26 protein-coding genes are annotated in these 24,052 nt (G+C 71.7%); 18 read left to right on the top strand and 8 right to left on the bottom strand.

The annotated features are described in order from the left end of the window. The first annotated feature begins 19 nt into the window (after positions 1-19). The 11 genes from AB0I79_RS46255 to AB0I79_RS46205 all read left to right on the top strand — a co-directional run bounded on the left by AB0I79_RS46255 (position 20) and on the right by AB0I79_RS46205 (position 10,671). On the top strand, positions 20-2,278 hold the full coding sequence (locus AB0I79_RS46255) for a TOMM precursor leader peptide-binding protein (RefSeq protein WP_357887800.1): 2,259 nt from the start codon (positions 20-22) through the stop codon (positions 2,276-2,278). Beyond that, positions 2,275-3,633, top strand: coding sequence for a SagB family peptide dehydrogenase (locus AB0I79_RS46250; RefSeq protein ID WP_357887644.1), 1,359 nt, complete (start codon positions 2,275-2,277; stop codon positions 3,631-3,633). The genes AB0I79_RS46255 and AB0I79_RS46250 overlap by 4 nt, the downstream gene beginning before the upstream one ends. A 14-nt stretch (positions 3,634-3,647) precedes the next feature. Then, positions 3,648-3,968, top strand: a complete 321-nt coding sequence (locus AB0I79_RS46245) for a hypothetical protein (RefSeq protein WP_357887641.1) — start codon at positions 3,648-3,650, stop codon at positions 3,966-3,968. Between the two features lie 17 nt (positions 3,969-3,985). Continuing rightward, the gene (locus tag AB0I79_RS46240) at positions 3,986-4,180 is read left to right on the top strand and encodes a hypothetical protein (RefSeq protein WP_357887638.1); all 195 of its coding nucleotides are present in this window, start codon (positions 3,986-3,988) and stop codon (positions 4,178-4,180) included. Continuing rightward, a complete protein-coding gene (locus AB0I79_RS46235; RefSeq protein ID WP_357887636.1) occupies positions 4,177-5,076 on the top strand; it encodes an ABC transporter ATP-binding protein in 900 nt (299 codons plus the stop codon). The genes AB0I79_RS46240 and AB0I79_RS46235 overlap by 4 nt, the downstream gene beginning before the upstream one ends. After that, positions 5,073-5,855 carry an ABC transporter permease gene (locus AB0I79_RS46230; RefSeq protein WP_357887634.1) on the top strand — a complete coding sequence of 261 codons (783 nt, stop codon included), beginning with the start codon at positions 5,073-5,075 and terminating at the stop codon, positions 5,853-5,855. The genes AB0I79_RS46235 and AB0I79_RS46230 overlap by 4 nt, the downstream gene beginning before the upstream one ends. Beyond that, the gene (locus AB0I79_RS46225; protein ID WP_357887632.1) at positions 5,834-7,015 is read left to right on the top strand and encodes a histidine kinase; all 1,182 of its coding nucleotides are present in this window, start codon (positions 5,834-5,836) and stop codon (positions 7,013-7,015) included. The genes AB0I79_RS46230 and AB0I79_RS46225 overlap by 22 nt, the downstream gene beginning before the upstream one ends. Then, positions 7,012-7,656 (top strand): response regulator transcription factor, encoded by a 645-nt coding sequence (locus AB0I79_RS46220; RefSeq protein WP_357887630.1) that lies wholly within the window; start codon positions 7,012-7,014, stop codon positions 7,654-7,656. Before AB0I79_RS46225 ends, AB0I79_RS46220 begins: the two co-directional genes overlap by 4 nt. Before the next feature lie 64 nt (positions 7,657-7,720). Further along, positions 7,721-8,854 carry a histidine kinase gene (locus AB0I79_RS46215; RefSeq protein WP_357887628.1) on the top strand — a complete coding sequence of 378 codons (1,134 nt, stop codon included), beginning with the start codon at positions 7,721-7,723 and terminating at the stop codon, positions 8,852-8,854. After that, on the top strand, positions 8,851-9,474 hold the full coding sequence (locus AB0I79_RS46210; protein ID WP_357887626.1) for a response regulator transcription factor: 624 nt from the start codon (positions 8,851-8,853) through the stop codon (positions 9,472-9,474). Before AB0I79_RS46215 ends, AB0I79_RS46210 begins: the two co-directional genes overlap by 4 nt. 351 nt (positions 9,475-9,825) lie before the next feature. Then, the gene (locus tag AB0I79_RS46205) at positions 9,826-10,671 is read left to right on the top strand and encodes an NAD(P)H-binding protein (RefSeq protein ID WP_357887623.1); all 846 of its coding nucleotides are present in this window, start codon (positions 9,826-9,828) and stop codon (positions 10,669-10,671) included. Between the two features lie 121 nt (positions 10,672-10,792). On the opposite strand, the gene AB0I79_RS46200 is transcribed toward AB0I79_RS46205, so the two are convergent. Then, positions 10,793-11,236, bottom strand: coding sequence for an ATP-binding protein (locus tag AB0I79_RS46200; RefSeq protein ID WP_357887620.1), 444 nt, complete (start codon positions 11,234-11,236; stop codon positions 10,793-10,795). A gap of 811 nt (positions 11,237-12,047) precedes the next feature. Here AB0I79_RS46200 and AB0I79_RS46195 point away from each other — a divergent pair. Both AB0I79_RS46195 and AB0I79_RS46190 read left to right on the top strand, forming a co-directional pair. Next, positions 12,048-12,269: a hypothetical protein gene (locus AB0I79_RS46195; protein ID WP_357887617.1), complete on the top strand. Its 222-nt coding sequence runs from the start codon at positions 12,048-12,050 to the stop codon at positions 12,267-12,269. 274 nt (positions 12,270-12,543) lie between these two features. Beyond that, on the top strand, positions 12,544-13,359 hold the full coding sequence (locus tag AB0I79_RS46190; protein ID WP_357887614.1) for a hypothetical protein: 816 nt from the start codon (positions 12,544-12,546) through the stop codon (positions 13,357-13,359). 9 nt (positions 13,360-13,368) lie between these two features. Here the strand turns inward: AB0I79_RS46190 and AB0I79_RS46185 are convergent, their stop codons facing one another. The 6 genes from AB0I79_RS46185 to AB0I79_RS46160 are packed head-to-tail and all read right to left on the bottom strand — an operon-like array spanning position 13,369 to position 19,641. Continuing rightward, positions 13,369-14,388 carry a Xaa-Pro peptidase family protein gene (locus AB0I79_RS46185; protein ID WP_357887611.1) on the bottom strand — a complete coding sequence of 340 codons (1,020 nt, stop codon included), beginning with the start codon at positions 14,386-14,388 and terminating at the stop codon, positions 13,369-13,371. After that, positions 14,385-15,296: an ABC transporter ATP-binding protein gene (locus AB0I79_RS46180; RefSeq protein ID WP_357887608.1), complete on the bottom strand. Its 912-nt coding sequence runs from the start codon at positions 15,294-15,296 to the stop codon at positions 14,385-14,387. The genes AB0I79_RS46185 and AB0I79_RS46180 overlap by 4 nt, the downstream gene beginning before the upstream one ends. Then, positions 15,293-16,102 (bottom strand): ABC transporter ATP-binding protein, encoded by an 810-nt coding sequence (locus AB0I79_RS46175; RefSeq protein ID WP_357887605.1) that lies wholly within the window; start codon positions 16,100-16,102, stop codon positions 15,293-15,295. The genes AB0I79_RS46180 and AB0I79_RS46175 overlap by 4 nt, the downstream gene beginning before the upstream one ends. Then, entirely contained in the window at positions 16,099-16,989 is an 891-nt protein-coding gene (locus tag AB0I79_RS46170; RefSeq protein WP_357887602.1) for an ABC transporter permease, read from the bottom strand. Before AB0I79_RS46170 ends, AB0I79_RS46175 begins: the two co-directional genes overlap by 4 nt. After that, entirely contained in the window at positions 16,986-18,050 is a 1,065-nt protein-coding gene (locus AB0I79_RS46165) for an ABC transporter permease (RefSeq protein ID WP_357887599.1), read from the bottom strand. The genes AB0I79_RS46170 and AB0I79_RS46165 overlap by 4 nt, the downstream gene beginning before the upstream one ends. A gap of 10 nt (positions 18,051-18,060) precedes the next feature. Further along, positions 18,061-19,641, bottom strand: coding sequence for an ABC transporter substrate-binding protein (locus AB0I79_RS46160; RefSeq protein WP_357887596.1), 1,581 nt, complete (start codon positions 19,639-19,641; stop codon positions 18,061-18,063). A 107-nt stretch (positions 19,642-19,748) separates the two neighbouring features. Here AB0I79_RS46160 and AB0I79_RS46155 point away from each other — a divergent pair, with 107 nt between their 5' ends. Beyond that, complete coding sequence (locus AB0I79_RS46155) at positions 19,749-20,387, top strand: Lrp/AsnC family transcriptional regulator (protein ID WP_357887593.1); 639 nt, start codon at positions 19,749-19,751, stop codon at positions 20,385-20,387. A 15-nt stretch (positions 20,388-20,402) separates the two neighbouring features. Here AB0I79_RS46155 and AB0I79_RS46150 read toward each other — a convergent pair whose 3' ends face one another. Further along, complete coding sequence (locus AB0I79_RS46150; RefSeq protein WP_357887591.1) at positions 20,403-20,738, bottom strand: hypothetical protein; 336 nt, start codon at positions 20,736-20,738, stop codon at positions 20,403-20,405. A 912-nt stretch (positions 20,739-21,650) separates the two neighbouring features. Between AB0I79_RS46150 and AB0I79_RS46145 the strand changes: the two genes are divergently transcribed. The 4 genes from AB0I79_RS46145 to AB0I79_RS46130 all read left to right on the top strand — a co-directional run bounded on the left by AB0I79_RS46145 (position 21,651) and on the right by AB0I79_RS46130 (position 23,870). Next, the gene (locus AB0I79_RS46145) at positions 21,651-21,800 is read left to right on the top strand and encodes a hypothetical protein (protein ID WP_357887588.1); all 150 of its coding nucleotides are present in this window, start codon (positions 21,651-21,653) and stop codon (positions 21,798-21,800) included. 105 nt (positions 21,801-21,905) lie between these two features. Next, positions 21,906-22,046: a hypothetical protein gene (locus AB0I79_RS46140; RefSeq protein ID WP_357887585.1), complete on the top strand. Its 141-nt coding sequence runs from the start codon at positions 21,906-21,908 to the stop codon at positions 22,044-22,046. A gap of 491 nt (positions 22,047-22,537) precedes the next feature. Further along, positions 22,538-23,125, top strand: coding sequence for an RNA polymerase sigma factor (locus AB0I79_RS46135; RefSeq protein WP_357887582.1), 588 nt, complete (start codon positions 22,538-22,540; stop codon positions 23,123-23,125). Then, positions 23,118-23,870 (top strand): hypothetical protein, encoded by a 753-nt coding sequence (locus AB0I79_RS46130; RefSeq protein WP_357887579.1) that lies wholly within the window; start codon positions 23,118-23,120, stop codon positions 23,868-23,870. The genes AB0I79_RS46135 and AB0I79_RS46130 overlap by 8 nt, the downstream gene beginning before the upstream one ends. Positions 23,871-24,052: the final 182 nt, after the last annotated feature.

Here is a 24,052-nt window from a genome sequence, read left to right as displayed (position 1 = left end):
AGGAAACGTCGTGGACACCATGGACGCCCGGCCGTCTTTCCGCCGCCACTTAAGGGTCGAGGTCATCGAGGGAGAAGGGGTCTACCTGATCTCCGAGCGCGAGACCCAGGTGCTCACCGGCCGCTCGATCGAGGCCGTGGCCCGCCTGCTGGACGGCAAGCACACCGTCAACGACATCCTGGTCGCGGTGGAACCCGACATCCCGCCCGAGAACGTCTACTTCGTGCTGCAGACGCTGCGGCAGCGCGATCTGCTGGTGGACGTCACCGAGGACGTGGATCGCAGGACGGCCGCCTACTGGGAGATGACGGGGCTCAAGGCGCAGGATGCGGTCGCCGCGGTGCGCGGCGGCCGGGCCGAGGTGCTCACCGTCGGCGACGTGTCGGCCCAGGAGCTGCGGAACCTGCTGGTGGCCGAGGGGGTCGAGGTGGCGGGGCCCGGGGAGGGCGCGGCGCTGACCGTCGTGCTGACCGACGACTACCTGCGCGGCGACCTCGCCGAGATCAACCGGCGGCACCTGGCGGAAGGGCGGCCGTGGCTGCTGGCCCGGACGACCGGGCCCGTGCTGTGGGTGGGCCCGCTCTTCCGGCCCGGGGAGGGTGACGGCGGCTGCTGGCGATGCCTGTCGCAGCGGCTGGAGGGGCACCGGCAGTCGCTGACGTACCTGGAGGACAAGCTGCGGGCCAGCAGGCCCCTGGCCCTGCCCGCCGCCGACCTGGGGCTCACCCGGGGCGCGGGCGCGCGGCTCGTCGCGGCCGAGGCGGTGAAGTGGCTGGCCGGGGCGCGCAGCCCGCAGCAGCGCGACGTGATCACCTTCGACACCATGCAGGTCGCCGCCACCCGCCACGAGCTGCGCCGCAGGCCCCAGTGTCCCGAGTGCGGCGACGCCGGCCTGATGGCCGCGGCCGCGCACTCCCCCGTCGAGCTGGGCTCGCGGCCCAAGGCGTTCACCACCGACGGCGGCCACCGCTCCCGGCACCCGGAGGACACCGCCGAGCGGTACGCCCACCTGGTCAGCCCGATCACCGGCGTCATCCGCGAGCTCGCCCGGATGGACACCAGGGTGCCCTTCGTCAAGGCGTACATGGCCGGCCACAACTTCGCCCGCCAGATGCACGACCTGGCCTCGCTGCGCAAGGGGCTGCGCAGCCAGAGCGCCGGCAAGGGCATGACCGACCTGCAGGCGAAGGTCAGCGCCATGTGCGAGGCGATGGAGCGCTACTCGGGCATCTTCCAGGGCGACGAGGCCAGGCGCAGGGCCAGCCTGCTGGAGCTCGGCGCGGACGCCGTCCACCCCAACGCCTGCTCGCTCTACAGCGACACCCAGTTCCGCACCCGCAAGGAGCTCGGCGCCACCACCAACTACTCCTTCGTCAACGCCCCGCTCGACGAGAACGCCGCGATCGAGTGGACGCCCGTGTGGTCGCTGACCGAGGGGCGGCACAAGTACCTGCCCACCGGCTACCTGTACTACTACTACAACGACCCCGGCTTCACCGGCCCGCTCTACGCCTGGGCCGACTCCAACGGCAACGCCGCGGGCTCCTCCCTGGAGGACGCCGTCGTCCAGGGCTTCATGGAGCTCGTCGAGCGGGACGCGGTGGCCCTGTGGTGGTACAACCGGGTGCCGAGGCCCGCCTTCGACCTCGACACCTTCGCCGACCCGTGGATGGCCGAGTTCCGCGACGTCTACGCCGGGCTCGGGCGCGACCTGCACGTGCTCGACCTCACCAACGACCTCGGCGTCCCGGCCGCCGCCGCGATCAGCCGCCGGGTCGACGGGCCGAGTGAGGACATCCTCATGGCCTTCGGCGCGCACTTCGACGTACGCATCGCCGTCCAGCGCGCGCTGGCCGAGCTGAACCAGTTCATCCCCGCCGTCATCGACGTCGGCCCCGACGGCGTCACCCGCTACAGGTTCCCCGAGAAGGACCAGGTCGACTGGTGGACACACGCGCGCGTGGCCGACCACCCCTACCTGTCGCCCGCCGGGAAGGCGGTGCCCGCCTCCGCCTACGCCCGGCCGGCCACCGCCGACCTGCTCGACGACGTCGAGCGGGCGCGTGCGCTGGTCGAGGAGCGCGGGATGGAGATGCTCGTGCTCGACCAGACCAGGCCCGACATCGGCCTGCCCGTCGTCAAGGTCATCGTGCCCGGCATGCGCCACTTCTGGCGGCGGCTGGCCCCCGGCCGCCTCTACGACGTGCCCGTCCAGCTCGGCTGGCTCGCCGAGCCCACCCCGGAGGAGCAGATGAACCCCATCACGATGTTCCTGTGAGCACGCCCACGCCGACGCCCATGGTGGGCCTGCGCGAGGACGCGGTGGTCGCCTCCGAGGACGGCGTCCTGACCATCACGTGCCCCTTCGGCACGGTCGCCCTGCGCGGCCTGCCGCCGGCCGTCGAGGCGCTGCTGGGCGAGCTGCCCGGCACGCTGGCCGAGCGGGACGACCTGGCCGAGCGGCTCCTCGCGGCGGGCGGCACCAGCCACGACGCGGCCCTGCTGTACCTGACGCTGTCGCGGCTGCACCCGGTGCTCGTGCACGCGGTCGAGCCGCTGCTGCGGGTGGTGCCCATCGCCCGCGGCGCCCGGTTCCAGCCGCCCGACCTGTCCCCCGGCGACACCGTACGGCTGTCGAAGTTCGCCTTCGTCCGCAGGTCGGAGCAGGGGCTCGTGCTGGAGTCCGCGCTGTCGCTGCACCGCGTCACGCTCACCGAGGACGCCATGCCGCTGCTCGCGGCGCTCGGCCGCCCGGTCATGGTGAAGGAGGCGCCCGAGGCTCTCACCCACCTCGTGGCCGCCGGCCTGGCCTTCGCCGGCGACGACGAGGAACGCGATCCCGCGCTGCGCTCGTGGGACTTCCACGACCTGCTCTTCCACTCCAGGAGCAGGTCCGGGCGGCACGACCAGCCGTTCGGCGCGACCTTCCGCTTCCTGGACGACCTGCCGCCCGAGCCGGTGATCAAGCCGGTGCCCGAGGGCGCGGCCGTGGAGCTGTACCGGCCCTGCCTGGAGGAGGCCGCGGCAGCCGACCCGCCGCTCACCACCGTGCTGGAGACGCGCAGGTCGGTGCGCCGGTACGCCGGCCCGCCGACGATCCGGCAGCTCGGCGAGCTGCTCTACCGGGCCGCCAGGGTCAGGCGGATGTACGGGCCGGCGCCCGGCATGCCGTACGAGGCCAGCAGCCGCCCCTACCCCGGCGGCGGCGCCGTCCACGAGCTGGAGCTGTACCTGACCGTCGCCCGGTGCGAGGGCCTGGACGGCGGCGTCTACTACTACGACCCGCTCGGCCACCGGCTCGTCACGCTCCCTGCCAGGCCCGAGGACGCTCAGGCGATGCTGACCACGGCGAGCCTGGCCACGGGCGGCATCGCCGACCCCGACGTGCTGATCACCGTCACCTCGCGCTTCCGTCGCATGTCGTGGAAGTACTCCGGGGTCGCCTACGCCGCCACGCTGAAGACCACCGGCGTGCTCTACCAGACCCTCTACCTGGTGGCCACCGCGATGGGCCTGTCGCCCTGCGGGCTAGGCAGCGGCGACTCCGACCTGGCCGCCCGCACCTTCGGCCTCGACTGGGCCGCCGAGTCGTCGGTGGGGGACTTCCTCATCGGCGGCCCGCCCGCCGAATAGAAAGGAGAGCCCTGATGGCCGAGAGCATCTACATCCTCGGGGACGAGGACCGCAAGAAGTTCGCCAGGCTCGTCGCCGCCGCGTGGGAGGACGGCGACCTGCGCGCCCGCTACGAGCGCGACCCCATCGCCCTGCTGACCCAGTACGGCATCGCCTACCCGCAAGGCGTCCCCGCCCCGCCGCTGCCGCCCAAGCCGGAGGGCGAGTTCGACATCGCCGACCTGGAGTCGGCCGCCGGGGGCAATGCCGAGCCGGGCAGCACGGTCAGCACCATCCTCACCTCCACCTCCTACACCGGGCCGAGCGTCCCCTCCTGCGTCAGCGACGCGACCTGAAGATCAAGGAGTCTGTGATGGCCGACAGTGTCTACGTCTTCGGTGACGAGGACCGCAGGAAGTTCGCCAGGCTCGTCGCGGCGGCCTGGCCGGAGGTGACCGCCGGCTCCACGGCCGGAGCGGCCTCCTCGATCAGCCGCATCGGCAGTTGCCGCAGCACCTTGTGCGAGGTCGGTGCCGGCGCGGGAGACCCTCTCACGGAGACGCGATGAACGAGCCGGTGATCGAGGTCTCGGAGCTGCGCAAACGCTACGGGCCCTGCGCCGCCGTGGACGGCATCACCTTCGACGTCCGCGCGGGCGAGGTGTTCGCGCTCCTCGGCACGAACGGGGCCGGCAAGACCACCACGATCGAGATCCTGGAGGGCTACCTTCGGGCCACCTCGGGCACGGTGCGGGTGTTCGGCCAGGACCCGGCGAGCGCGCCGCGTTCCCGCATCGGCCTGGTGCTGCAGGAGTCCGGCCTGTTCGGCGACCTGTCGGCGGCCGAGACGGTGACCGCCTGGAGCAGGTTCACCTCCGGCGCGATGCCGGTGGCCGAGGCGCTGGAGCTGGTGGGGCTGTCCGGCCAGGCCGGTACGCGGGTCAAGCGCATGTCCGGCGGCGAGCGGCGCAAGCTGGACATCGCGCTGGCCACCCTGGGCCGTCCCGACCTGCTGTTCCTCGACGAGCCGACCACGGGGCTCGACCCCGAGGCCCGCCGTCGGGTCCGGGACCTGGTCAGGGATCTCGCGGCCGGCGGGATGACGGTGCTGCTCACCACCCACTACCTGGAGGAAGCCCAGGAGCTGGCCGGCCGGGTGGCCATCATGGACCGGGGCAGGATCGTCACCCAGGGCACGATGTCGGAGGTGCTGGGCCGGGGTTCGGGACGGGTCGCCTTCGAGCTGCCCGCCGGCGCCACCCCCGAGGGGCTGCCGGTGGGCGAGCGGGACGTGCTCACCGCGACCGGGCGGCGGTGCGTGATCGTCACCGCCGAGCCCGAGTCGGTGGCGCACGCCGTGCTGGGGTGGGCGCAGGCGCGCGGCGTGCGGGTGACCGGCCTGGACGTCCGCCAGGCGACGCTCGAAGAGGTCTTCCTCGACATCGCCCAGGAGGTGCGGACGTGACCGCGTACACGCTGGCGCACTTCCGGCTGACCCAGACGCTGTTCTGGCGCACGCCGATCTCGGTCGGCATCGCCCTGTTCTTTCCCGTCCTGTTCGGCGGGCTGATGCCGCTGATGCTGCCGGGCGGCACCCGGGACGGCGCCCCGATCGACGTCGCCGTCATGACCGGCGTGATCGTGATGGGCATCACCACCCTGGGCTTCATGACGGTGGTGGAGTCCTTCGTCATGCGGCGGCAACTGCTGATTCTCAAGCGGCTGCGCGGGACGGAGCTGCCCGACCTGGCCATCTTCGGCGGGGAGATCCTCACCGTGCTGTCGGTCGGGCTGCTGCAGCTCGTGCTGATCGTCGGCCTGGCCAGGGTCGTGCACGGCGTCGCGCTGCCGGCCAATCCCGCCCTGCTGCTGGTCATGGTGCTGCTCGGGCTCGCGGTGTGCGCCGCGATGGCGGTCGCGGTGAGCGGCAGGGTTCCCGCGCAGGGCTCCACGGTCGTGGTGAGCCTGCCGTTCCTGCTGCTCTCCCTCGCCCTGTCCGGATTCGCCTACCCTGTCGCGGCCTTCCCCGAATGGTTGCGGACGATCTCGTCCTTCCTGCCGTTCGAGCGGATGGCGGAGGGGATCAGGACGGCCTATCTCGGGCGTGACGTCACCGGGTCCGAGGTGGGGGTGGTGGAGGGCTTCCTGGTCGTGTGGCCGGGGTGGCTCGTCCTGGGCGCCTGGCTCGCGCTGTCCCTGCTCGCCGCGAAGAGGTGGTTCAGGTGGGAGCCTCGCAGAGGTTGAGGGGCGTCGGGCCGGGCACCGTACGGCTGGCCCGCGTCACGGCCGGGGTCTTCCTCGTCGGCATGGCGGCCTTCGCCGCCGTACCGCTGGCGGAGGCTCTGGGCGTCCACCCCGCCGTGCGGGCCACGGCCGCGGTCGTCCTGCTCATCGGCCTCACCGGCTGCTACCTGTGGCTGGCGGTGCGCGCGGTGCTGGACATGGGGTCCCGGTGGGACCTGGCGGTGCTGGGCGGGATGTGCGCGCTGGCCGTGGCCGTACCGTTCGCCGCCGGCCCCACCTGGCTGAGCGTCGGGTTCATGCTGCCGCTCGCCTTCGCCGTCACGCTGCGGGGCCGGTGGGCGGCGGCGGGCTTCTTCGCCTCGCTGGCCGCCTGCCTCGTCCTGCCCACGTCGCAGGATCTGAGCTGGGTGCTGTTCGGCTCGCTGCAGAACCTGCTCACGGCGGGCGCGCTCGCGGGCCTGACCATCTTCGCGACCCTGCTCGCCGAGCTGCAGCGCACGCGCGAGGAGGCCGCCAAGCTCGCCATCACCGAGGAGCGGCTCAGGTTCGCCCGCGAGCTGCACGACGTGCTGGGCCACAACCTCTCGGTCATCGCCATGCGAACCGAGCTGGGCACCCGGATACCGCCCGAGGAGATCGGGCGGCTGCGCCGGGAGCTGAAGGAGATCCACGACATCGCGCGGCGCTCGCTGCACGACGTGCGGGCGGTGGTCAAGGGCTACCGCGAGATGTCGCTGGAGAGCGAGCTGCGCGGGGTTCGCCGGGTGCTGGAGACCGCCGGCGTGCGGTGCGACTTCGCCGAGCTGCCTCCCTCGCTGCCGCCGGAGGTCCGGGTGGCGCTGGCCTGGGCGGTCCGCGAGGCGGCCACCAACCTGCTGCGCCACAGCGACGCCACGGTCTGCCTGCTGGGCGTCGAGCCCGACGGCGACCGCATCACGGTGACCGTCGCCAACGACGGCGTACGCGCTCCCGGCCCGCAGGCCGACCCCGCCGTGGGCGGAAGCGGCCTGGCCGGGCTCGACGAACGCCTCGCGCAGGTGGCGGGAAGCTGCGGCCGCCACACCGAGGACGGCTGGTTCACGCTGTCCCTGAACGTTCCCGGTCGCCGCCCCCTGGCGCCCGCCCTGACGACCTCTGCTGCTACAGGAGACCGGAGATGATCAAAGTTCTGATCGCGGAGGACCACGACCTCATCAGAGGCGCGCTGATCGCCCTGCTGTCGGAGGAGAGGGACATCCGCGTGATCGGCGAGGTGTCCAGGGGCGACGAGATCGTGCCCGCCGTCGTCGGCTCCAAGCCGGACGTGGCCCTGCTGGACATCGGGCTGCCGGGCATCGACGGCCTGGAGGCGGCGGGCCTGATCAAGGAGCTGGAGCAGCCGCCGCCCGTACTGATCCTCACCAGCGTCGGCACCCCCGGCAACTTCGACCGGGCCATGGCCGCCGGGGTGCGCGGCTTCCTGGTCAAGGACGCCCCCGCCCACCGGCTCACCGACGCCATCCGGGTGGTGGCCAGGGGCGAGCGCTACATCGACTTCGACCTGGCAGCGGACGGCGGTGGCGGCGAGCAGGAGCTCGACACCAACCCGCTGACGGCGCGGGAGATCGCCGTGCTGTCGGCCGTCGCCGCCGGCAAGCGCGGCAGCGACCTGCTCGGCTCCCTGGGCCTGTCGGTCCACACGATCAAGAACTACCTCGCCGCCGCCCGGCTGAAGACGGGCGCCCGCAACGACGACGACGCCGTGCGCGTCGCCCGCGCCAACGGCTGGCTGAACGAAAGGCCGGTGACCGCCGACCATTGATCACAGGCCGGGAAGGCGTCACGATCAGCATGATGCATCCATCGGGACAAGCGGGAGCACTCCTGTGGTCCAGAACAGTGAAGCGCAGGTCAGGTGGCTGACCACGGCCGTCGTCGCGGTCACCGGGGCGCTGTGGGGCCTGACCCCGCTCGCCTTCCTGCTCAACGGTGACCCGTTGCGCGCCCTGCTGGCGCTCGTCCTGCTCGGCGGGCTGCTCGTCGTGTACGCCAGGATCGTCGCCCGGCACATCGCGGGAACGAGCCAAGGGCCCCACCGGGCACGCATCTTCCTGCTGTTCGCCGTCGTCGTCTACGGGGCGATCCCGTTCCAGGGCTCGGTGTGGATCTACACGCCGCTCATCGTCGCCACCGCCGGGCTGCTCCTGCTGCCCTTCCGCTACGGCGTCGGCGTGCTCCTGGTCGTGGCCGTCGCCGAGTACCCGCTGACGCGCATGGAGGGCGCCTCGGTCGAAGTGCCCGCCACGTACAGCAGCGCCGGGGTGCTCGTCGCCGCGGTGGTCGCCGCCGGCATCGTGCACTACGCGAGGTTCGTACGGGAGCTGCGCGAACTGCGGGTCGCGCTGGCCGAGATGGCCGTGGACCAGGACCGGCTGCGCCTGGCGGGCCAGTTGCACGACCTGCTCGGCCAGACGCTGACGTCGATCACCCTGAAGACCGAGCTGACCCGGGCCCTGTTCGACGTGGACCGCGAGCGCGCCGCCGCCGAGCTGGCGGAGACGATCGTCCTCGCCAGCGACGCGCGCGCGGAGATCGGCGACGTGGTGGAGGCCACGTGCGCGCTCAACCTGGGCGCGGAGCTGACGTCCGCCGCCTCCCTGATCGAGCTCACCGGCGCGAGCTGTGACCTGCGCCTGGGCTTCAAGGAGATCGACGAGGAGACCGGCGACGCGCTCGGCTGGATGGTACGCGAGGCGGCCACCAACATCGTCAGGCACAGCGACGCCCGCCACTGCCTGATCGAGCTGCACCGGGTGAACGGCCGGGTCCGCCTGCTGGTACGCAACGACGGGGTCCGTGGCGAGCCGGCCGCCCGGCCGCCCGGCTCGGGACTGGCCGGGCTGAGCCGGCGGGTGGAGAAGCTGGGCGGGTCCCTGGAGGCGGGGGCCGTGGGCGAAGACCGGTTCGAGGTGCGGGTGTGGCTGCCCGCCGTACACGATCGGGAAGGTGAGCACCGTTGATCCGCGTCCTGCTGGCTGAGGACCACGGCGTCGTGAGGGGCGCGCTGACGGCCCTGCTGAACCTCACGGGCGACATCGAGGTCGTGGCCGAGGCCGATCGCGGCGACAAGGTCGTCCCGCGTGCCCTCTCCTGCGGCCCGGACGTGGCCGTCATCGACATCGAGATGCCGGGCATCGACGGCGTCGAGGCCACCCGCCGTCTCAAGCTCGCCATGCCGGCCTGCGGCGTGCTCATCCTCACCGGCCTGGCCAGCACCGGCCTGCTGAGGCGCGCGATGGAGGCGGGGGCCGGCGGCTTCCTGCTCAAGGAAGCCCCCACGGAACGCCTGGCCGAGAGCATCCGCCGGGTCGCCCAGGGCGAGCGGGTGATCGACTCCTCCCTGGCCCTGGCCGCGATGAGCGCCACCACCACCCCGCTCACCGACCGCGAGGCGGCCGTGCTGGGGCTGGTCGGCTCGGGCGCCGGCACCGGCGAGATCGCCGCCCGGCTGCATCTGTCGACGGCGACGGTCCGCAACTACATCTCCAGCGTCATCACCAAGACCGGCGCCCGCAACAGGACCGACGCCGTCCGTATCGCCGTCGAATCAGGCTGGATCGAAGGTCCGCGCCATTCCTGACTCGACCGGTGCCGACGGGGCGGCACTGTGGCTGAGCGTCTGGGCCAGCCGGTCATGCCCCGATTCCCAGAGTTCGACATGAGCACGAACACCCCGGCCGCTTCGGCCGATTCCATGGAAATTTCCGGTAATTCTCTCCACGTGAGGTAAGCCCAGGCCAGAGGCTCTGTTGGCATTCCACATCACATCGCACGCCGTCCGCAGGCCGCCACGTCTCCGCAGGTCAAAGAAGAATATGAACGCCATGTTCGCGTTTGCCAGAATGCGAGCCGAATAGCAAGAATAGGCCGCTCCACGCCAATTCCCCGAACAGGGTTCACGTTGGCGCGCGAAGAATCACAAGGAGCAACAATGCCGATTCTGGTCACGGGAGCGACGGGAACGGTCGGGCGCAGCCTCGTCCAGCACCTCCTGGAGGCGGGCCGGCAAGTGCGGGCGCTGACCCGCTCTCCGGAGAAAACAGCGCTGCCGCCGGAGGTCGAGCTCGTACGCGGTGACTTCGGCGACCCCGCGAGCCTCGTCGCCGCCTTGCGCGGGGTCGAGCGCATGCACCTGGTGGCCGTCGAGGGCCAGGGGCCGCTCACGACCGGCGCGGAGATCATCGAGCTGGCCGAGCGCGCAGGGGTGCGGCGGCTCACCCATCTCGGCCACAACGATCCCAGCGCCTCCGACGACGACCCGATGGAGGCCGACCACCGGGCGCTGCACCGCTTCATCGAGGGCTCCAGCCTGGAATGGACCCACGTGTTCCCGGGCGAGTTCATGGCCAACACCCTGGATTGGGCGCCCTCCATCAAGGCCGGGAACGTGGTGCGGGCGCCGTTCGGCGGCTGGACCAACGCCATGGTGCACGAGGCGGACATCGCCGCGGTCCTGACGGCTGCGCTGCTGGAGGACGGCCATGCCGGCCGCACCTACTGGCCCACCGGGCCCGAGCCCGTACGGCGGGCGGATGCGGTGCGTCTCATCGGGGAGGCGATCGGGCGGGAGGTCCGCTTCATCGAGCTGACCCCGGAACAGGCTCGCGAGGAATGGCGGGACGCCTACCCGCCCGAGGTGATCGAGTGGTTCCTGCAACTGGGCGACCACCTGAACGACGCCGAGGTGCCTGTCTCGCCGGACGTGGAGAAGGTGACCGGCCGCCGCGGGCGTACCTTCGCGCAGTGGGCCCGCGACCATGCCGACGACTTCCGGTGATGCCGCGCCGGGTGGGCGAGGAACTGCGCGCTCCCCACGGCCGCTTCTGATACCCGCACGTCCACCCCGCCGGCGTCACCCGACCAACCGCGAAACCCCCGAGCTCCGGGATACAGGGGGATCAGTCGGGCAGACGGACAACGATGATCACGGTGGTGCCGGCCGGGCCCGTGGCCACCGTGAGCGAGTCGCTGAGCCGGGCCATCAGCCACAGCCCGCGGCCGTCATCGCGGTCGCGGGCAGGCATCGACGCCTGCCGGCAGCGGGCCGGGATCCCGGGTCCGTGATCGCTGATCTCGCAGCACAACAGGCCCTGGGCCCGCCACAGCCGCACCCGCCCGGACCCGCCGCCGTGGTCGAAGACGTTGGCCACGCCTTCGTGCACGGCCAGTTCGAGGTCCTCGCACCTGGCCTGCGACAGTCCCTGCCGGGCGGCGTGAGCGCTCACGCCTTGGCGCAACGCGCTCGGATCGCCGGCAGCCCAGCCATCGGGATCGGCTGCGTCCAGCGTCCAGGTCAGCAGCGGGTCCCGGCATTCCGGCGGCGGCCCGTGGATCCTGCTCACCACTCATACCGCCTGGTCGCCGGTCATGAGGAGCGGACGCCTGCCGGCCGCAGGAGCCACCACTCTGATGCGCCGCATGCCCGTTCCCGGCGGCACCTCGACGGCGGGCGGCCTTCCGGGTGACGGGACAACGTACGCAGGCTCGGGCATGGCCAGCAAGACGACTGACGGCGCCTTGGACATCATGGTCCCTTCCTTGGCGCGATCAGCGCGGCAGCGAGGCAGCGACGACCGCTTGAGATTCAGAACAGCAGCCTGGCTAGCCACAGCCCCTGCCCCCACGCAGAGGAGGGAAACGGCCCTCATCCCCCGGGTGCATGCGGGGCTGCGCGCCACCCCCTGAGATCACAGAAGCCACCGACGCCGGGCATGGGGCCGGTAGGCCGCTCACCTGGGGCTCCGTTAGGATGGTTTCGATCTCATCGCTGGGTGGCCGCTTCCGGGTCCGTGCCCGTGGCGCGTGTCATGCAGCTGGTGCCTCCCGCCCCGGGCGCAGGTCCAGGGTCCGTACGGACAAGTGTCCGGCCGTGCGGTGTGGTGCGAGCCGGGCAGAGATCGCCCTCATCCACAAGATCAGCGCTCTTCGCGTCGCCGCCGGGCGGAGCCGAGGGCGAGTGAAGTGAGCACGCAGGTCATCACGGCAAACCCGCCCGCCGCCAAAGGTGGTGCGCGGGAGGGCAAAGATCTGCCCATTCGGCGGTGAGCCGGCCGGGTGAGCGGCGGTGACGAACCTAGACTCATCCCTACCAACCCCTCGATGCCCGCTGAACCCATCAATAACGCCGCCTAATGGGCGGCTGGAGTCGTCCCAGTGATCACGGCAATCGTCCTCGGAATCGCGGCCGTCTCGGCCCTGGAAATCACTCTCCTGCTGGCTCTGCTCTGCCTCGCGGGCGCGGAGCTGCGCTCGTTCCTGCGCAGTCATCCGCATGGCGCCGTCGCCGGCATGCGTGACCTGACCACGGAGGCGCGGCAGCGCTGGCTTCTCGCGTGGGACGCCGTCGAGCGACGCTGGTGGTCGCACAGCCGGTAGGGCGGTAGCGGCCCTCGCCACGCGCGGGTGGCCGGTGGCGAGGGCGGCCGGTTCGTCCGGTCACGTCGGGCGAGCGAGCGCCGGCGCCCATCGGGCGTGCCGGCACTCGGGGGGCCAAGGTCACGCGCGGGGGCGACGATCGTCGAGCCAGAGTGTTCTCCCGCCGCCGAAGCTCGTGCCCGTGATGGCCGGCGCCGTTGTGGTCCGTTGTCCGGCTGTGTCCAGGCAAGGCTTTTCTCACCGAATACATGATCAAGAAGGGGACTGCGCCGCGATGGGCGACGTGCAGCGGAAGTTCGAGTTGACCGGACCGCAGATCGCGGGCAGCGCGCTGGCTGCGGCGACCGCCGCGGTCGCCGCCTCCTATCTGGGGGTGGCCGGCACCGTGATCGGCGCGGCGCTGGTCAGCGTCGGCACCACGGTGGGCACCGCCGTGTACGCGCACTACCTCGAACGCACCGGTGAGAAGGTCAAGCAGCACACGGTGAATGCCCAGCGCGGGCACGCCGCCGCGAAGGCGGGGGGCGGCGGATCGTCCACCCTGGTCGCAGCGATCGAGGAGGTGCCGCGCAGGAAGCTGCCGTGGGCCAGGGTGGCCACCGCCACCGGGCTGGTGTTCGCCATCAGCATGGGCGGCATCCTGACGTACCAGACCGTGGCCGACCGGACCGTGGCCGAGCAGCTCACCGGCGAGCCCGCACGCAAGACTGCGCGAACCAAGCCGGCAGCCGACAAGGACGAGGGCTCCGTGCCCGACGTCCCCGCTCGCCCGATCCGGACGCCGGCCACCCCGTCGATGAGCCTGTCCCCGAGCCCGGCGGCCACCCCGGTCCTCACTCCGACGCTCACTCCGGCGCAGACCGTGACCGCGGTCGTCACAACGATGCCGACGCCGGCCGGCGAGCCCACCCCTGCGCCTGTGCCAACGGTCACGCGCGGCGCCTCCGACTCCCCTCGCACCGATCCGTCGTCCCCTGGGCAGGGCCCGAGTCCCCTCGGCGCGGTACCGGAGCCGCAGCCCACCGAGCCGGCCGGCCACCGCCCGACGCCGACCTGCCATCCCGTCGGCGACCGTGCACCCACGTGCTGATCTGCGGCGCTAACGGTCGAGGATGTGCAGCGTGTGCGGGGTCGTGCCGAGCGGCAGCGCGCCGTCCTCCGTGCAGAGCACCACGTCCGCCACCCTGGCCCCGAACAGGTCCGGCACATGGATGGCCGGCTCCAGGCAGAACGTCATCCCCGGCTCCAGGACCGTGTCCTCGCCCGGCAACGGCCCCTCGTCGGGCCCGAGGCCGACGCCCCGGCCGGCGTGCGGCGCCGCGAACCGCCCGTACCCGCTGCCGTCGATCACCTCGGCCACCGCGCGGGCGACCTCGCCGGCCGGGACGCCGGGCCGCAGCGCCGCCAGGCCCGCCCGGTGGGCGGCGAGCACCACCGAGTACATCGCCTCGAAGTCCTCCGGCGGCTCGGCCACCACGAAGACCCGGGCCGCCTCCGCGCAGTAGCCGTCCCAGCGGCCGCACACCGACACGCCCAGCGCGTCCCCGGGGTTGATCACGCGTTGCGCGGGCGTGTGCGCGGGCCGCGCCGTGTGCTCGCCGGCGGCCACCCGCAGCGACAGCGGCTCCTCGCACCCGGACTCCAGCAGCAGCGTGCGCAGCCGCGCGGCCATCGCCCGCTCGGTCTCCCCGAACCAGGCCAGCTCCCGTACCCGCTCCAGCACGCTTTCCGCCGCCGCCACGGCGCGCCGCAGAGCCTCGATCTCGTACGGCTCCTTGCGCAGGCGGAGCGGCGCGAGCACGGGGGTGGCGGGGACCAGTTCGGCCTCGATCGCCAGCCCGAACAGCTCGCGCACCCGCATCTCCGGGTCCACCCCGACCCGGCGCGCCCCCCGCGGCACCAGCGCGGCCGGGTCCCCGGTCTCGGCCATCGCCTCCTGCGTCACGACGAGGAACGGCCCTTGCCCGCCGCCGAGGAAGCGGAAGTCGGGCGACGGCCGCAACACGAGCGCGTCGATCCCGGCCTCCGCCATGGCCCGCCGCGCCCTCGCGACCCGCGCCGCCACCACCGCCTCGGGCGTGATCACGGGGTCGGGCGCGGCGGGCGGCCCCGGTGTCACTTCGGCTCGTGCAGCCAGCAGGCGACCGGCCCGAAGTCCGGCTCCTTGTCGCGGCACACGTCCATCACCAGGGGGCAGCGCGGGCTGAACCGGCATCCGGGCGGCGGGCTGGCCGGGTCGGGCACGTCGCCGGGCAGCTCCGCCGGCAGCACGCCCAGCCCGTCCGGCTGCGGGATGGCCGCCAGCAGCGCCCTGGTGTACGGATGCCGGGGGTTCGCCCACACCTCCGCCGTTTCGCCGACTTCGACGATCTTGCCGAGGTACATGACCGCGATCCGGTCCGCGATCAGCCGCACCACCGACAGGTCGTGGCTGATGAACAGCAGCCCGGCCCCCGACTCGACCGCGAGGTCCCGCATCAGCCGCGCCACCTGCGCCTGCGCGGAGGCGTCCAGCGCCGAGATCGGCTCGTCGCCGATCAGCAGCCGCGGCCGCGCCGCCAGCGCCCGCGCGATGGCGATGCGCTGCCGCTGCCCGCCGGAGAACTCGTGCGGGTGCCGCCCGGCGAAGTCGCGCGGCAGGCCGACGCGTTCCAGCAGGTCGGCAGGGGACGCGGCGGTGTCGTGGGCGGTGCGCAGACCGTCGGCGATCTGGTCGCCCACGCGCCTGCGCGGGTTCAGCGACGCGTACGGATCCTGGAACACCATCTGGATCCCGGTGAGCTTGCGGCGGCGCAGTCCCAGCGGCGTGACCGGCTGCCCGTCGAAGTCGATCGAGCCCGCGGTGATCGGGTTCAGCCCGCAGACCGCGCGGGCCAGCGTCGACTTGCCGCACCCGGACTCGCCCACGAGCCCGACGACCTCTCCGGGCCGCACGCTCAGGCTGGCCCCGGCCACGGCCCGCACGACGGGACGCCCCGGGGAGCGGTGCTCGACGACCAGGTCGTCGATGGTCAGCAGGCTGGTCATGGCATCTCCGCATCGCGCCCAGAGGAAGGTTCGGGGGCAGGCCCGGCATCGGGCAGGGAGTCCAGCAGGGCGCGCGTGTAGGCGTGCTCCGGCTCGCGCAGCACCCGGCCGCGCGGCCCCGACTCCACCACCAGGCCGTCCTTCATCACGCTCACCTCGTCGGCCACCGCCGACATGACGCCCAGGTCGTGCGTGACCAGCAGCACCGCGAGCCCCAGCTCGTCGCACAGGCCGCGCAGCAGCCGCAGCACGCCGGCCTGCACGGTCACGTCCAGCGCCGTCGTGGGCTCGTCGGCGATGAGCACCTTCGGCGAGCAGGCCAGCGCGATGGCGATCGCGATCCGCTGCCGCATGCCGCCGGAGAACTGGTGCGGGAAGCGCCCGTACGCCTCCTCCGGCCCCGGGATGCGGACCTTGCCCAGCAGTTCCACGGCCCGCGCCTTCGCCTCGGCCTTGCCCAGCCCGAGGTGGTGGCGCATGTGCTCGGTGAGCTGCCTGCCGATGGTGAGCATCGGGTGCAGGCTGGTCGCCGGGTCCTGGAAGACCATGGCGATCTGGCCGCCGCGCACCCGGTTCAGCTCCTTCGGCGGCAGCGTCAGCAGCTCGCGCTCGCCGAGCCGGATCGAGCCGGTCACCCGGGCTCCGTGCGGCAGCAGCCCGAGCGCGGCCAGGCCGGTCATCGTCTTGCCCGACCCGCTCTCCCCTGCCAGCCCGTGCACGCGTCCGGCCTGCAGCCGCAGGTCCACGCCGCGCAGGATCTCCTTGTCGCCGATCGAGACCCGCAGATCGGTGATGTCCAGCGTCAAAGGGCACGCTCCTTGATCGCGCGGGCCGTACGGGGGTCGAGGGCGTCGCGCAGCGTGTCCCCCAGGAAGTTGAACGCCAGCACGACGGTCAGGATGGCCAGCCCCGGGAACGTCGCCACCCACCAGCTGTCGAAGACCTCCACGCCCGAGGCCACCATCGCCCCCCACTCGGGGGAGGGCGGCTTGGCCCCCAGGCCCAGGAACGACAGCCCGGACAGCAGCAGCAGCGCGGTGCCGATGTCGAGCGTGGCCAGCACCAGGACCGGGCCGGTGATGTTCGGCAGCACGTCCACGCGGAGCGAGCGCCACACGGAGAAGCCCAGCAGCCGCCCGCTCAGCACGAACTCCCGCTCGCGCACCCCCAGCACCAGCCCGCGCGTGACGCGGGCGTAGGCGGGCCAGGCCACCACCAGCACGGCCAGCACCGCGTTGGTCAGGCTCGCGCCCAGCGCGGCGGCCACCACCATGGCCAGGATCACGGTCGGGAACGCGAACACCAGGTCCGCCACCCGCATGATGGTCTCGTCCACCCAGCGGCCGAAGTACCCGGCGCACGCGCCGAGCAGGCCGCCGATCAGCACCGACAGGGCCACCAGCAGCAGCGTCAGCGGGATCGACACCCGAGCCCCGTACATGACGCGGCTCAGGATGTCGCGGCCGAGCTGGTCGGTGCCGAACCAGTGGCCGGGACCGGGCGGCGCGAGCCGGGGCAGCTCCTGCGCGAGCGGGTCGTGCGGGGCGAGCCAGGGCGCTGCCAGCGCCACGACCAGCCACAGCAGCGCGAGCACGGCGCCGGCGACGGCCAGCGGCTGCCGCCACGCCTCGGGCAGCCGCCGCAGCAGGCCCCTGCCTTCCCTGACGCGGGTCAGGGGGTCGCGCCGTCTCATTGGAGCCTCACTCGGGGGTCGATGACGCCGTACAGGACGTCCACGACCAGGTTGATGACGAGGTAGACGATGCCCACCACCAGGCCGACGCCCATGACGGCGGGCAGGTCGAGGGTGGTGGCGCTCTTGTAGGCGTACTGGCCGATGCCGGGCCAGGCGAAGATCGCCTCGACCAGGACGGTGCCCGACAGCAGGCTGCCGAAGGCCAGGCCCGCCACGGTGATGATGGGCACCAGCGCCGAGCGCAGCACGTACCGGAAGAGGATGACCCGGCCGGGCAGGCCCTTGGCCCGGGCGGCGCGCACGTAGTCCTGCCCGAGCACCTCCAGCACCGCCGAGCGGGTGAAGCGGGTCAGCAGGCCGATCGTGTAGAGCGCCAGCACCAGCGCGGGCGTGACGAGGTGGCCGACGGCCGAGGAGAAGATGTCCCAGCGGCCGGCCAGCACGGCGTCCACCGTCTGCAGCCCGGTGACGGCGGGGGCGCCGCCGAGGGCGGCGTCCACCCGGCCGCTGCCCGGGGTGATCTGCAGGCGGTAGAAGAACACGTAGAACGCGACCAGCGCCAGCCAGAACGTGGGCACCGAGATGCCGATCAGGCTCAGCACCCGCAGCGCGTGGTCGGAGAGGCGGTCGCGGCGCAGCGCGGCCACGACGCCGAACGCCACGCCCAGCACCAGCGAGACCAGGATCGCCGCGCCCGCCAGCTCCAGCGTCGCCGGCACGAACTCGGCCAGGTCCTGGCTGACCGGGCGGTGGCTCTGCTGGCTCGTGCCCAGGTCGCCCTGGACCAGGCCCTGCAGGTGGATCAGGTACTGCTGCCAGAGCGGCTTGTCCAGGCCGTGCTCGGCCCGCCACTGGGCGACGATGGCCGGATCGCCCAGTGCCCGCTGCCCGAGGTTGGCGGCGACCGGGTCGCCGGGGACGAGGTTCGTCAGGACGAACGTCACCAGCGTGATGCCCCAGGCCATCAGGACGGCCAGCAGGACGCGGCGGACGAGGAAGCGCGCCAGCGGATGCGCCCCTCGCCGCCGTTCCCTGGGCCCGGCTTTGGGGGAGGACACGTGCCGGCCCCTACTTCACGCCGAGGTCGGCGACGTCGACCGTCCACACCGGGTGGTAGTCCAGGCCGGTCACGGAGGCCGCGGTCACGATGTTCTGGCTGGGCTGGATCAGCGGGATGAACGGCCCGGAGGCGTTGAGCCGGGTCTGCACGTCGGCGTAGGCCGTCTTGCGCGCCTCGTCGCCGATCGTCGTGGCCGCCTTGTCGCCGGCGGCCTCGATCTCCTTGGCCGCCCCGGCCTTCCAGCCGGCCCGCAGCCCCACCGTCTTACCGGGCAGGAAGGCCAGGTAGTCGCTGGGGTCCGGGTAGTCGGGGCCCCAGTACCACAGGCCCATCTCCTCCTTGCCGTTGCGGTAGTTGTCCAGCGCCGTCGTGACCGGCGCGGGCTGCAGGTCCACCGTGATGCCGACCTCCTTGAGGTTGGCCTGGATACGCTCGGCCAGCGGCTGGAACGACAGCCCGTTCACGGTCAGCTCGCTCGGGTACTCCAGCTTCACGGTCGGGTTGGACAGCCCGCTGGCGGCCAGCGCCGCCTTGGCGCCCTCGACGTCCCGCTTGGCCCCCTGGTCGGCGGGCAGCGCGCCGAGGATCTGGGACGGGATCACGCCCGGCGCCTGGGTCGAGCCCTCGCCGGCCAGCTCCAGCAGCCCCGCGTAGTCCACGCCCTTGCGCACGGCCTCGACGAACTTGGCGTTCGGCGTGGTCTTGCTGATCGCGGAGTCCTGGTTGGCCAGCAGGAAGATGACGTTCGCCGAGGCGGTCTTCTTGACCTGCAGGGTCGCGGGCATGCCGGTGACCTGGTCGCCCGACAGGTTCAGCGCCACCTGGCTGTCGCCGCGCTGGACGTTCAGCTTCTGGGTGGCGGCCTCGACGTTGCGGATGACGACCTTGTCGTAGGCGGGCTTGGTCCCGTAGTACTTCGGGTTCGCCTTGAGCGTGACCTGGCTGCTCACGTTGAACGACTCGATGGTGTACGGCCCGGAGCCGGCGGAGTTCGCGTTCAGGTACTGCTCGGCCTTGTCCTGGGCGTCGGCGGTCGCGCCGTTCTGCTTGGCGACCTTGCTGTTGAGGATGCCCAGCGCCGGGTTCGGCAGGATGAACGGCAGCGCCGGGTTGGCCGCCTTCGACGTCAGCGTGATCGTCGTGTCGTCGGTCTTGGTCACCTCGACGCCGTCCAGCAGGAACGACGGCGTGCCCTTCATGTCGCGCACGCGCGTCAGCGAGAACACCACGTCGTCGGCCGTCACCGGCGAGCCGTCGGCGAACGTCGCGCCCTGCTTGAGCTTGAGGGTCAGCGTCTTGCCGTCCTCCGACAGCTCGTACGACTCGGCCAGCGCCGGCACCGGCTTGGTCACGTCGGCGCCGTCGAACGTGAGCAGCGTCTCGTACACCGCCTTGCCGACGATGAGCCCCGTGGGCTCGTACGTGCGGCCGGGGTCGGCGGTCTTGAGGTCGAAGGACGTGTCGATGACGAGGGTCTTCCCGCCGCCACCGGAGGCCGCGGGGGTCTGTGAGGTGCCGCCGCCGCCGCAGGCGGCCAGGGCGAGTGCACCGGCGAGCAGCACGGCCGCCGTCTGCGAGCGGGTCGCCATGAGAGTCCTCCAAAATTGGACGTTCAGCAGAAGGATGTCGAGGATTGTGCGGCAGATCGTCCAGGGACTGTGCGGTCAGCTAGACGTATATAAAGGTGGATGAGGTAATGATGAGTGAAATTTCCAGAAATGGTGTCAGCGGTGGCGGTCAGCCTGGACGGATCGGCATCGGTCTCGAACTGGACGACATCCACCTGAAGATCCTTGAGGTCCTGCGCGAGAACGGCAGGATCTCCGTCGCGGCGCTGGCCGAGCGGGTGGGCATCTCCCGGGCGAACGCCTACACCCGCTTCGAGGCGCTGCGCGCCGACGGCGCGATCAAACGGTTCACGGCGGAGATCGACCACGTCAGGGCGGGGCTCGGCATCACAGCGCTGATCTTCGTGACCGTGCGCCAGCAGATGTGGAAGCAGTTCCGGGCGGAACTGGCCAGGATGCCGGAGGTGGAATACTGCGCGATCACCACCGGGCAGCACGACGCAATGATCCAGGTGCGGGTCTCCGACGTGGCCGCCGTGCACACCATGGTGACCGACCGGCTGGCCAACATCCCGGCGGTCAAGGCGACCGAGACCGTGTTCATCCTGGACGAGGTGCTCAGGCGGCCGTACGTGCTGCCGAGCGATCGGGACCGGCCCCGGCAGCAGCGGCGGCCCGCCCAGGAGGCGCAGGGCGACGTGCCGCTCGGCAAGATGCGCTTCGTCGGCGCCGCCGAGGGCCGGGCCGCCCTGCGCAAGGACGACTGAACCCGCCGCGAGGGCTCAGGCGACCTCGGTGCACACGCTCACGTGCAGCGTGTCGTCCCCGTCGAAGCTGAACTCCTCCACCAGGCGCAGCAGCCCGTCGTCGCCGGTCTCGATGCGGCTGCTGCTCTGCCCGCCCGCCTTGCCGCCGGCCTTCAGCGCGTGCGCGTACGCGATCGACACCCGGTCGCCGTCGCGCGTGCCGACGAAGCGCCCGTGGGTCACCGTGTCGCCGGTGTACTCGCCCCACACGACCTCGTCGGCCTCCCAGTACTGGAACCGGGTGGGACTGTCGGGGTTCACCGCGCTCGCCGTCGAGCTCACCATCACGAAGGTACGACCGTTGAGATTCACGTCTCCATGGTCCATACATTTCCGAAATGTCAGCACGCGGCTGGACATATGGTGATGGCGTCCAGTCAAAGCCGGAAAATCCGTCCAGCCCGGCCCTCGCCGGAGGGCGCGCGGGCGCTGCTCAGTCCATCGGGGCGCGGGTCCCGGCGGCCGGCACCACCCGTGAGCTGCCCTCCAGCCTGGCGTACCGCGTTCCCCAGGTGATGTTCGATCATCTTGACGTTCAGCACCGGCTCCCCTGGCCACCTGCCGGTTCGTCACCCCGGCCGCCACCGGCCGCCGGGTTCAGCGGCAAGCGCCTCTCACGGCATCGAGCCCCCGTCCGGCCCGCAATGCCATGGTGCGGCCATGGCTCAACAGCGATCAACGGGACCGGCCGGCTTCCAGTAGTGCGCCGGGAAATACCTGGCGGTGCTACCTGGGGAGCCTCATGTCCCGCACTGCCCATCACATCGATCGCCCGAGTCTCGACGGGGGCACCCCCTGGCGATCGGTGACGATAGTCGATCTCCGTTACAGTGCCGCATGCCTGCGACAGGCCGGGCGGGCCGGTCACCGGCCACGCCCGATGTCCCTCCGCCGCAGGGTCGACGTCTACTCCTGGGCCAGGTCCGATCCGCGCGACCAGTCCGTATCGGAGTGGGCCGACATCGAGGAGCGCCAGGCACGCCGGCGCCTGCGTCTCAGGCTCGAAGCCATCCGTCAGAGGGTCAACGCCACAACCGATGGTCCTCCCGCCGTCGAAGCCATCGATGATCTCGAAGTCCACCCCGCACGGCACCGTCGCAACGCCATCTGGCAGTACTGATCAAGGTATGCCGGACCCGTCCCGCCGGACACGTTGCGAGCCGCCGGCGAGACGCGTAGGGGCCGCAGCGCTTCGCGTACGGCGACAAGGGTAGGGAGGGTCGCATGACCACACTCATGGATCGAGTACGCGCGTACCTGCGCAGCCCCAAAGGCAGACAGACCGTCGAGAAGGCCAAGCGCGCGGCCCGCGACCCGCGTAATCAGCAGAAGGCCCGGCGCTTCCTGGACAGGCTGCGGTCCCGGCGGCACTGACCCTGGCACACCCCCAGAACGACGAAACACGGCAGATTGCCGCGTTCGAGCACGCTGAACTCGCGGGAAGTTCCCCCCACACAGGGCAGGGCCTGGTGCAGGCGCTTGTTGCAGCCTGACTGGGCGGGCTCCAGGCAGATGCTCGGGAACGTGGCGCGGCCGCCGGGGGCCACCATCGCCCTGCTCGAGATCGCCCTCGGGCAGCGACAGCGGCCCACCGGCCCTCCGGGTGGCGCGGCCCGCTGATCGAGATCGTGATTGCGGTCGGCGTGCGGGAGACATCATCGCTCGTGTCGCCGAGCCGAACCCTCGGCGACACCCCGCCTCCTCACGGTACGGCCCGGCCGTGATCATGGACGGCTGATCAACCAGCCTCCCGCTTCGGCGCATGCCCGTTGACGCCGGAAGCGACGGCGCGAGAACCCGTCCTCTTCGCGTCGCAACCACCCCTCGGTCGCCAGCCGCTGAAGGCGGGACCGCATTCCCTCCACCCGGGAACGGGTGTCCGGCCTGCCCAGCGCCTGCACGCTCTGGGCCTCGCCCGCATCGGTCGCTCCGCCATGGCCGGCAACGCCCCCGCCTGCTCCTGCCTGAAGACGAGCGGTCACGCTCACGCAGGCGCATCCACGCCAGGTGGCGGTAAGCCTGCTTCGCGCCGGATGCCCGTGAACACTCAAGGCTCTTGCGACAAGACACAGTTGACATCTCGAAGGGGGTCCAGTGGAAACAGATCGTCTATGGTGACGGACACGTCACCGTTGGTGGTGGACTCCGAGATCATCGCAAGTTCCCTTGATGATCCGGAGAAGTTCGCCGCCCTGTTCGACCGCTACGCCGCGATGCTCTACAGGTACATCTCCTTCCGGCTCGGCCCGGAACTCGCCGAAGATCTCGTCGGAGAGACTTTCCTGATCGCGTTTCGCAGGCGTGCGGCGTACGACATCGCCTACCGCGAGGCCCGGCCCTGGCTGCTGGGAATCGCGACCAAGCTCATCACCGGCCACCGCCGATCCGAGGTCAGCCGCTACCGCGCGCTGGAGCGGCAGGGCCCGGCCCAGACCGTGGAGGGGCCAGAAGAGGCGATCACTCGTGATCTGACCGCTCAAGGGTCGCGGACGGCTCTGCTGAACGCGCTCGCGCTGCTGTCGCGAGGCGACCGAGACGCCCTGCTCCTGGTCGCGTGGAGCGACATGACGTACGAGGAAGCGGCCCGCGCGCTCGACATTCCGGTCGGCACGGTCAAGTCACGACTCAATCGGGCCAGGCGCAAGATCCGCCGAACCCTGGGTGGGGTCAACCCGTTGGAGGAGCACGATCATGGATGAACTGAAGACGCTCATCAAGGAACTGGAGCATGAGCCACCCCACTCCCTGGCTCGGCAACGACTCCGGCTCACTCAGGAGGCGAGCACGGCACCGCGCGGCCGGCGCTGGAGGAGGTTGCTTCCGTTCGGCCGGCGCACCGGGCTGGAACGGCCGCTCCTGAGCGGGCGGCGGCTCGCGATGGGCGCAGCTGTGGCGGCGGCCGTCGCGGCGGGCGTGGCCGTGCCCTCCTTGCTCGGTTCCGCCAAGCCGGCCTACGCCCTGACGGAGAACCAGGACGGATCGATCAACCTCAAGATCTACGATTTCCGGAACCCCGAGCACCTCGAGAAGGATCTGGCGAAGTGGGGTGTGCCGGCCGACATCACCTACCTGCCTCTCGGCAAGCGCTGCGGAAACAACCGGGCGCCCTTCCTCAAGGGTGACGACATCGGCGCGACCGAGGAGGAGCTGTCGAGCAGCGATGCCGCCACGCAGGCCACGCTCCGGGAGAGACTGCAGAAGTCGAGCTCCTACCAGGCGATTCGCCCCCAGGACGGCATCACCATCTACCCCCGCCACATCAAGCCTGGCGAGATCGCGATGATCGAGGTCATGGAGAATCCGGTCACGCCCACCGTAGAGCGTCCCGGGGTCGCCTGGCAGTTCAGCGGGCGGCTGACGACCGGGCCCATTGAGCCGTGCAAGGTCGTGGCGGATCCCTCGGCCAACGACATCGGCGACGCCACACCCCCGCCCGGCAGCTGATCCACGCCCCGCGCCGTGGGTTTCGGCAGGAACTCACCGGTGCGGGGTGCGTTTGCGACGGGCCGATCGTAGGCCAGTCGACCGCGAGCCGGCCGGCAGGCCCGGCACCCTGGGGAGCGACCGGCCCCGGGGTGCCGCCGGTCGCCGCTCCCCCGCTACCTGCCCGTCCCTCCGGCCACAGC

It is taken from the genome of Nonomuraea sp. NPDC050202, assembly GCF_040656115.1.
Taxonomy (GTDB): Bacteria; Actinomycetota; Actinomycetes; order Streptosporangiales; family Streptosporangiaceae; genus Nonomuraea.
The sequence above is the reverse complement of the archived record's forward strand: the minus strand, read 5'-3'. Positions and strand labels throughout refer to the sequence as shown.

Excerpts from the sequence above, each read along its gene's own strand:
- AB0I79_RS46255 (WP_357887800.1), top strand. The coding sequence starts at position 20 with ATGGACGCCCGGCCGTCTTTCCGCCGCCACTTAAGGGTCGAGGTCATC.
- AB0I79_RS46245 (WP_357887641.1), top strand. The coding sequence starts at position 3,648 with ATGGCCGAGAGCATCTACATCCTCGGGGACGAGGACCGCAAGAAGTTC.
- AB0I79_RS46240 (WP_357887638.1), top strand. The coding sequence starts at position 3,986 with ATGGCCGACAGTGTCTACGTCTTCGGTGACGAGGACCGCAGGAAGTTC.
- AB0I79_RS46235 (WP_357887636.1), top strand. The coding sequence starts at position 4,177 with ATGAACGAGCCGGTGATCGAGGTCTCGGAGCTGCGCAAACGCTACGGG.
- AB0I79_RS46220 (WP_357887630.1), top strand. The coding sequence starts at position 7,012 with ATGATCAAAGTTCTGATCGCGGAGGACCACGACCTCATCAGAGGCGCG.
- AB0I79_RS46205 (WP_357887623.1), top strand. The coding sequence starts at position 9,826 with ATGCCGATTCTGGTCACGGGAGCGACGGGAACGGTCGGGCGCAGCCTC.
- AB0I79_RS46190 (WP_357887614.1), top strand. The coding sequence starts at position 12,544 with ATGGGCGACGTGCAGCGGAAGTTCGAGTTGACCGGACCGCAGATCGCG.
- AB0I79_RS46180 (WP_357887608.1), bottom strand. The coding sequence starts at position 15,296 with ATGACCAGCCTGCTGACCATCGACGACCTGGTCGTCGAGCACCGCTCC.
- AB0I79_RS46170 (WP_357887602.1), bottom strand. The coding sequence starts at position 16,989 with ATGAGACGGCGCGACCCCCTGACCCGCGTCAGGGAAGGCAGGGGCCTG.
- AB0I79_RS46160 (WP_357887596.1), bottom strand. The coding sequence starts at position 19,641 with ATGGCGACCCGCTCGCAGACGGCGGCCGTGCTGCTCGCCGGTGCACTC.
- AB0I79_RS46155 (WP_357887593.1), top strand. The coding sequence starts at position 19,749 with ATGATGAGTGAAATTTCCAGAAATGGTGTCAGCGGTGGCGGTCAGCCT.
- AB0I79_RS46145 (WP_357887588.1), top strand. The coding sequence starts at position 21,651 with ATGACCACACTCATGGATCGAGTACGCGCGTACCTGCGCAGCCCCAAA.
- AB0I79_RS46135 (WP_357887582.1), top strand. The coding sequence starts at position 22,538 with ATGGTGACGGACACGTCACCGTTGGTGGTGGACTCCGAGATCATCGCA.
- AB0I79_RS46130 (WP_357887579.1), top strand. The coding sequence starts at position 23,118 with ATGGATGAACTGAAGACGCTCATCAAGGAACTGGAGCATGAGCCACCC.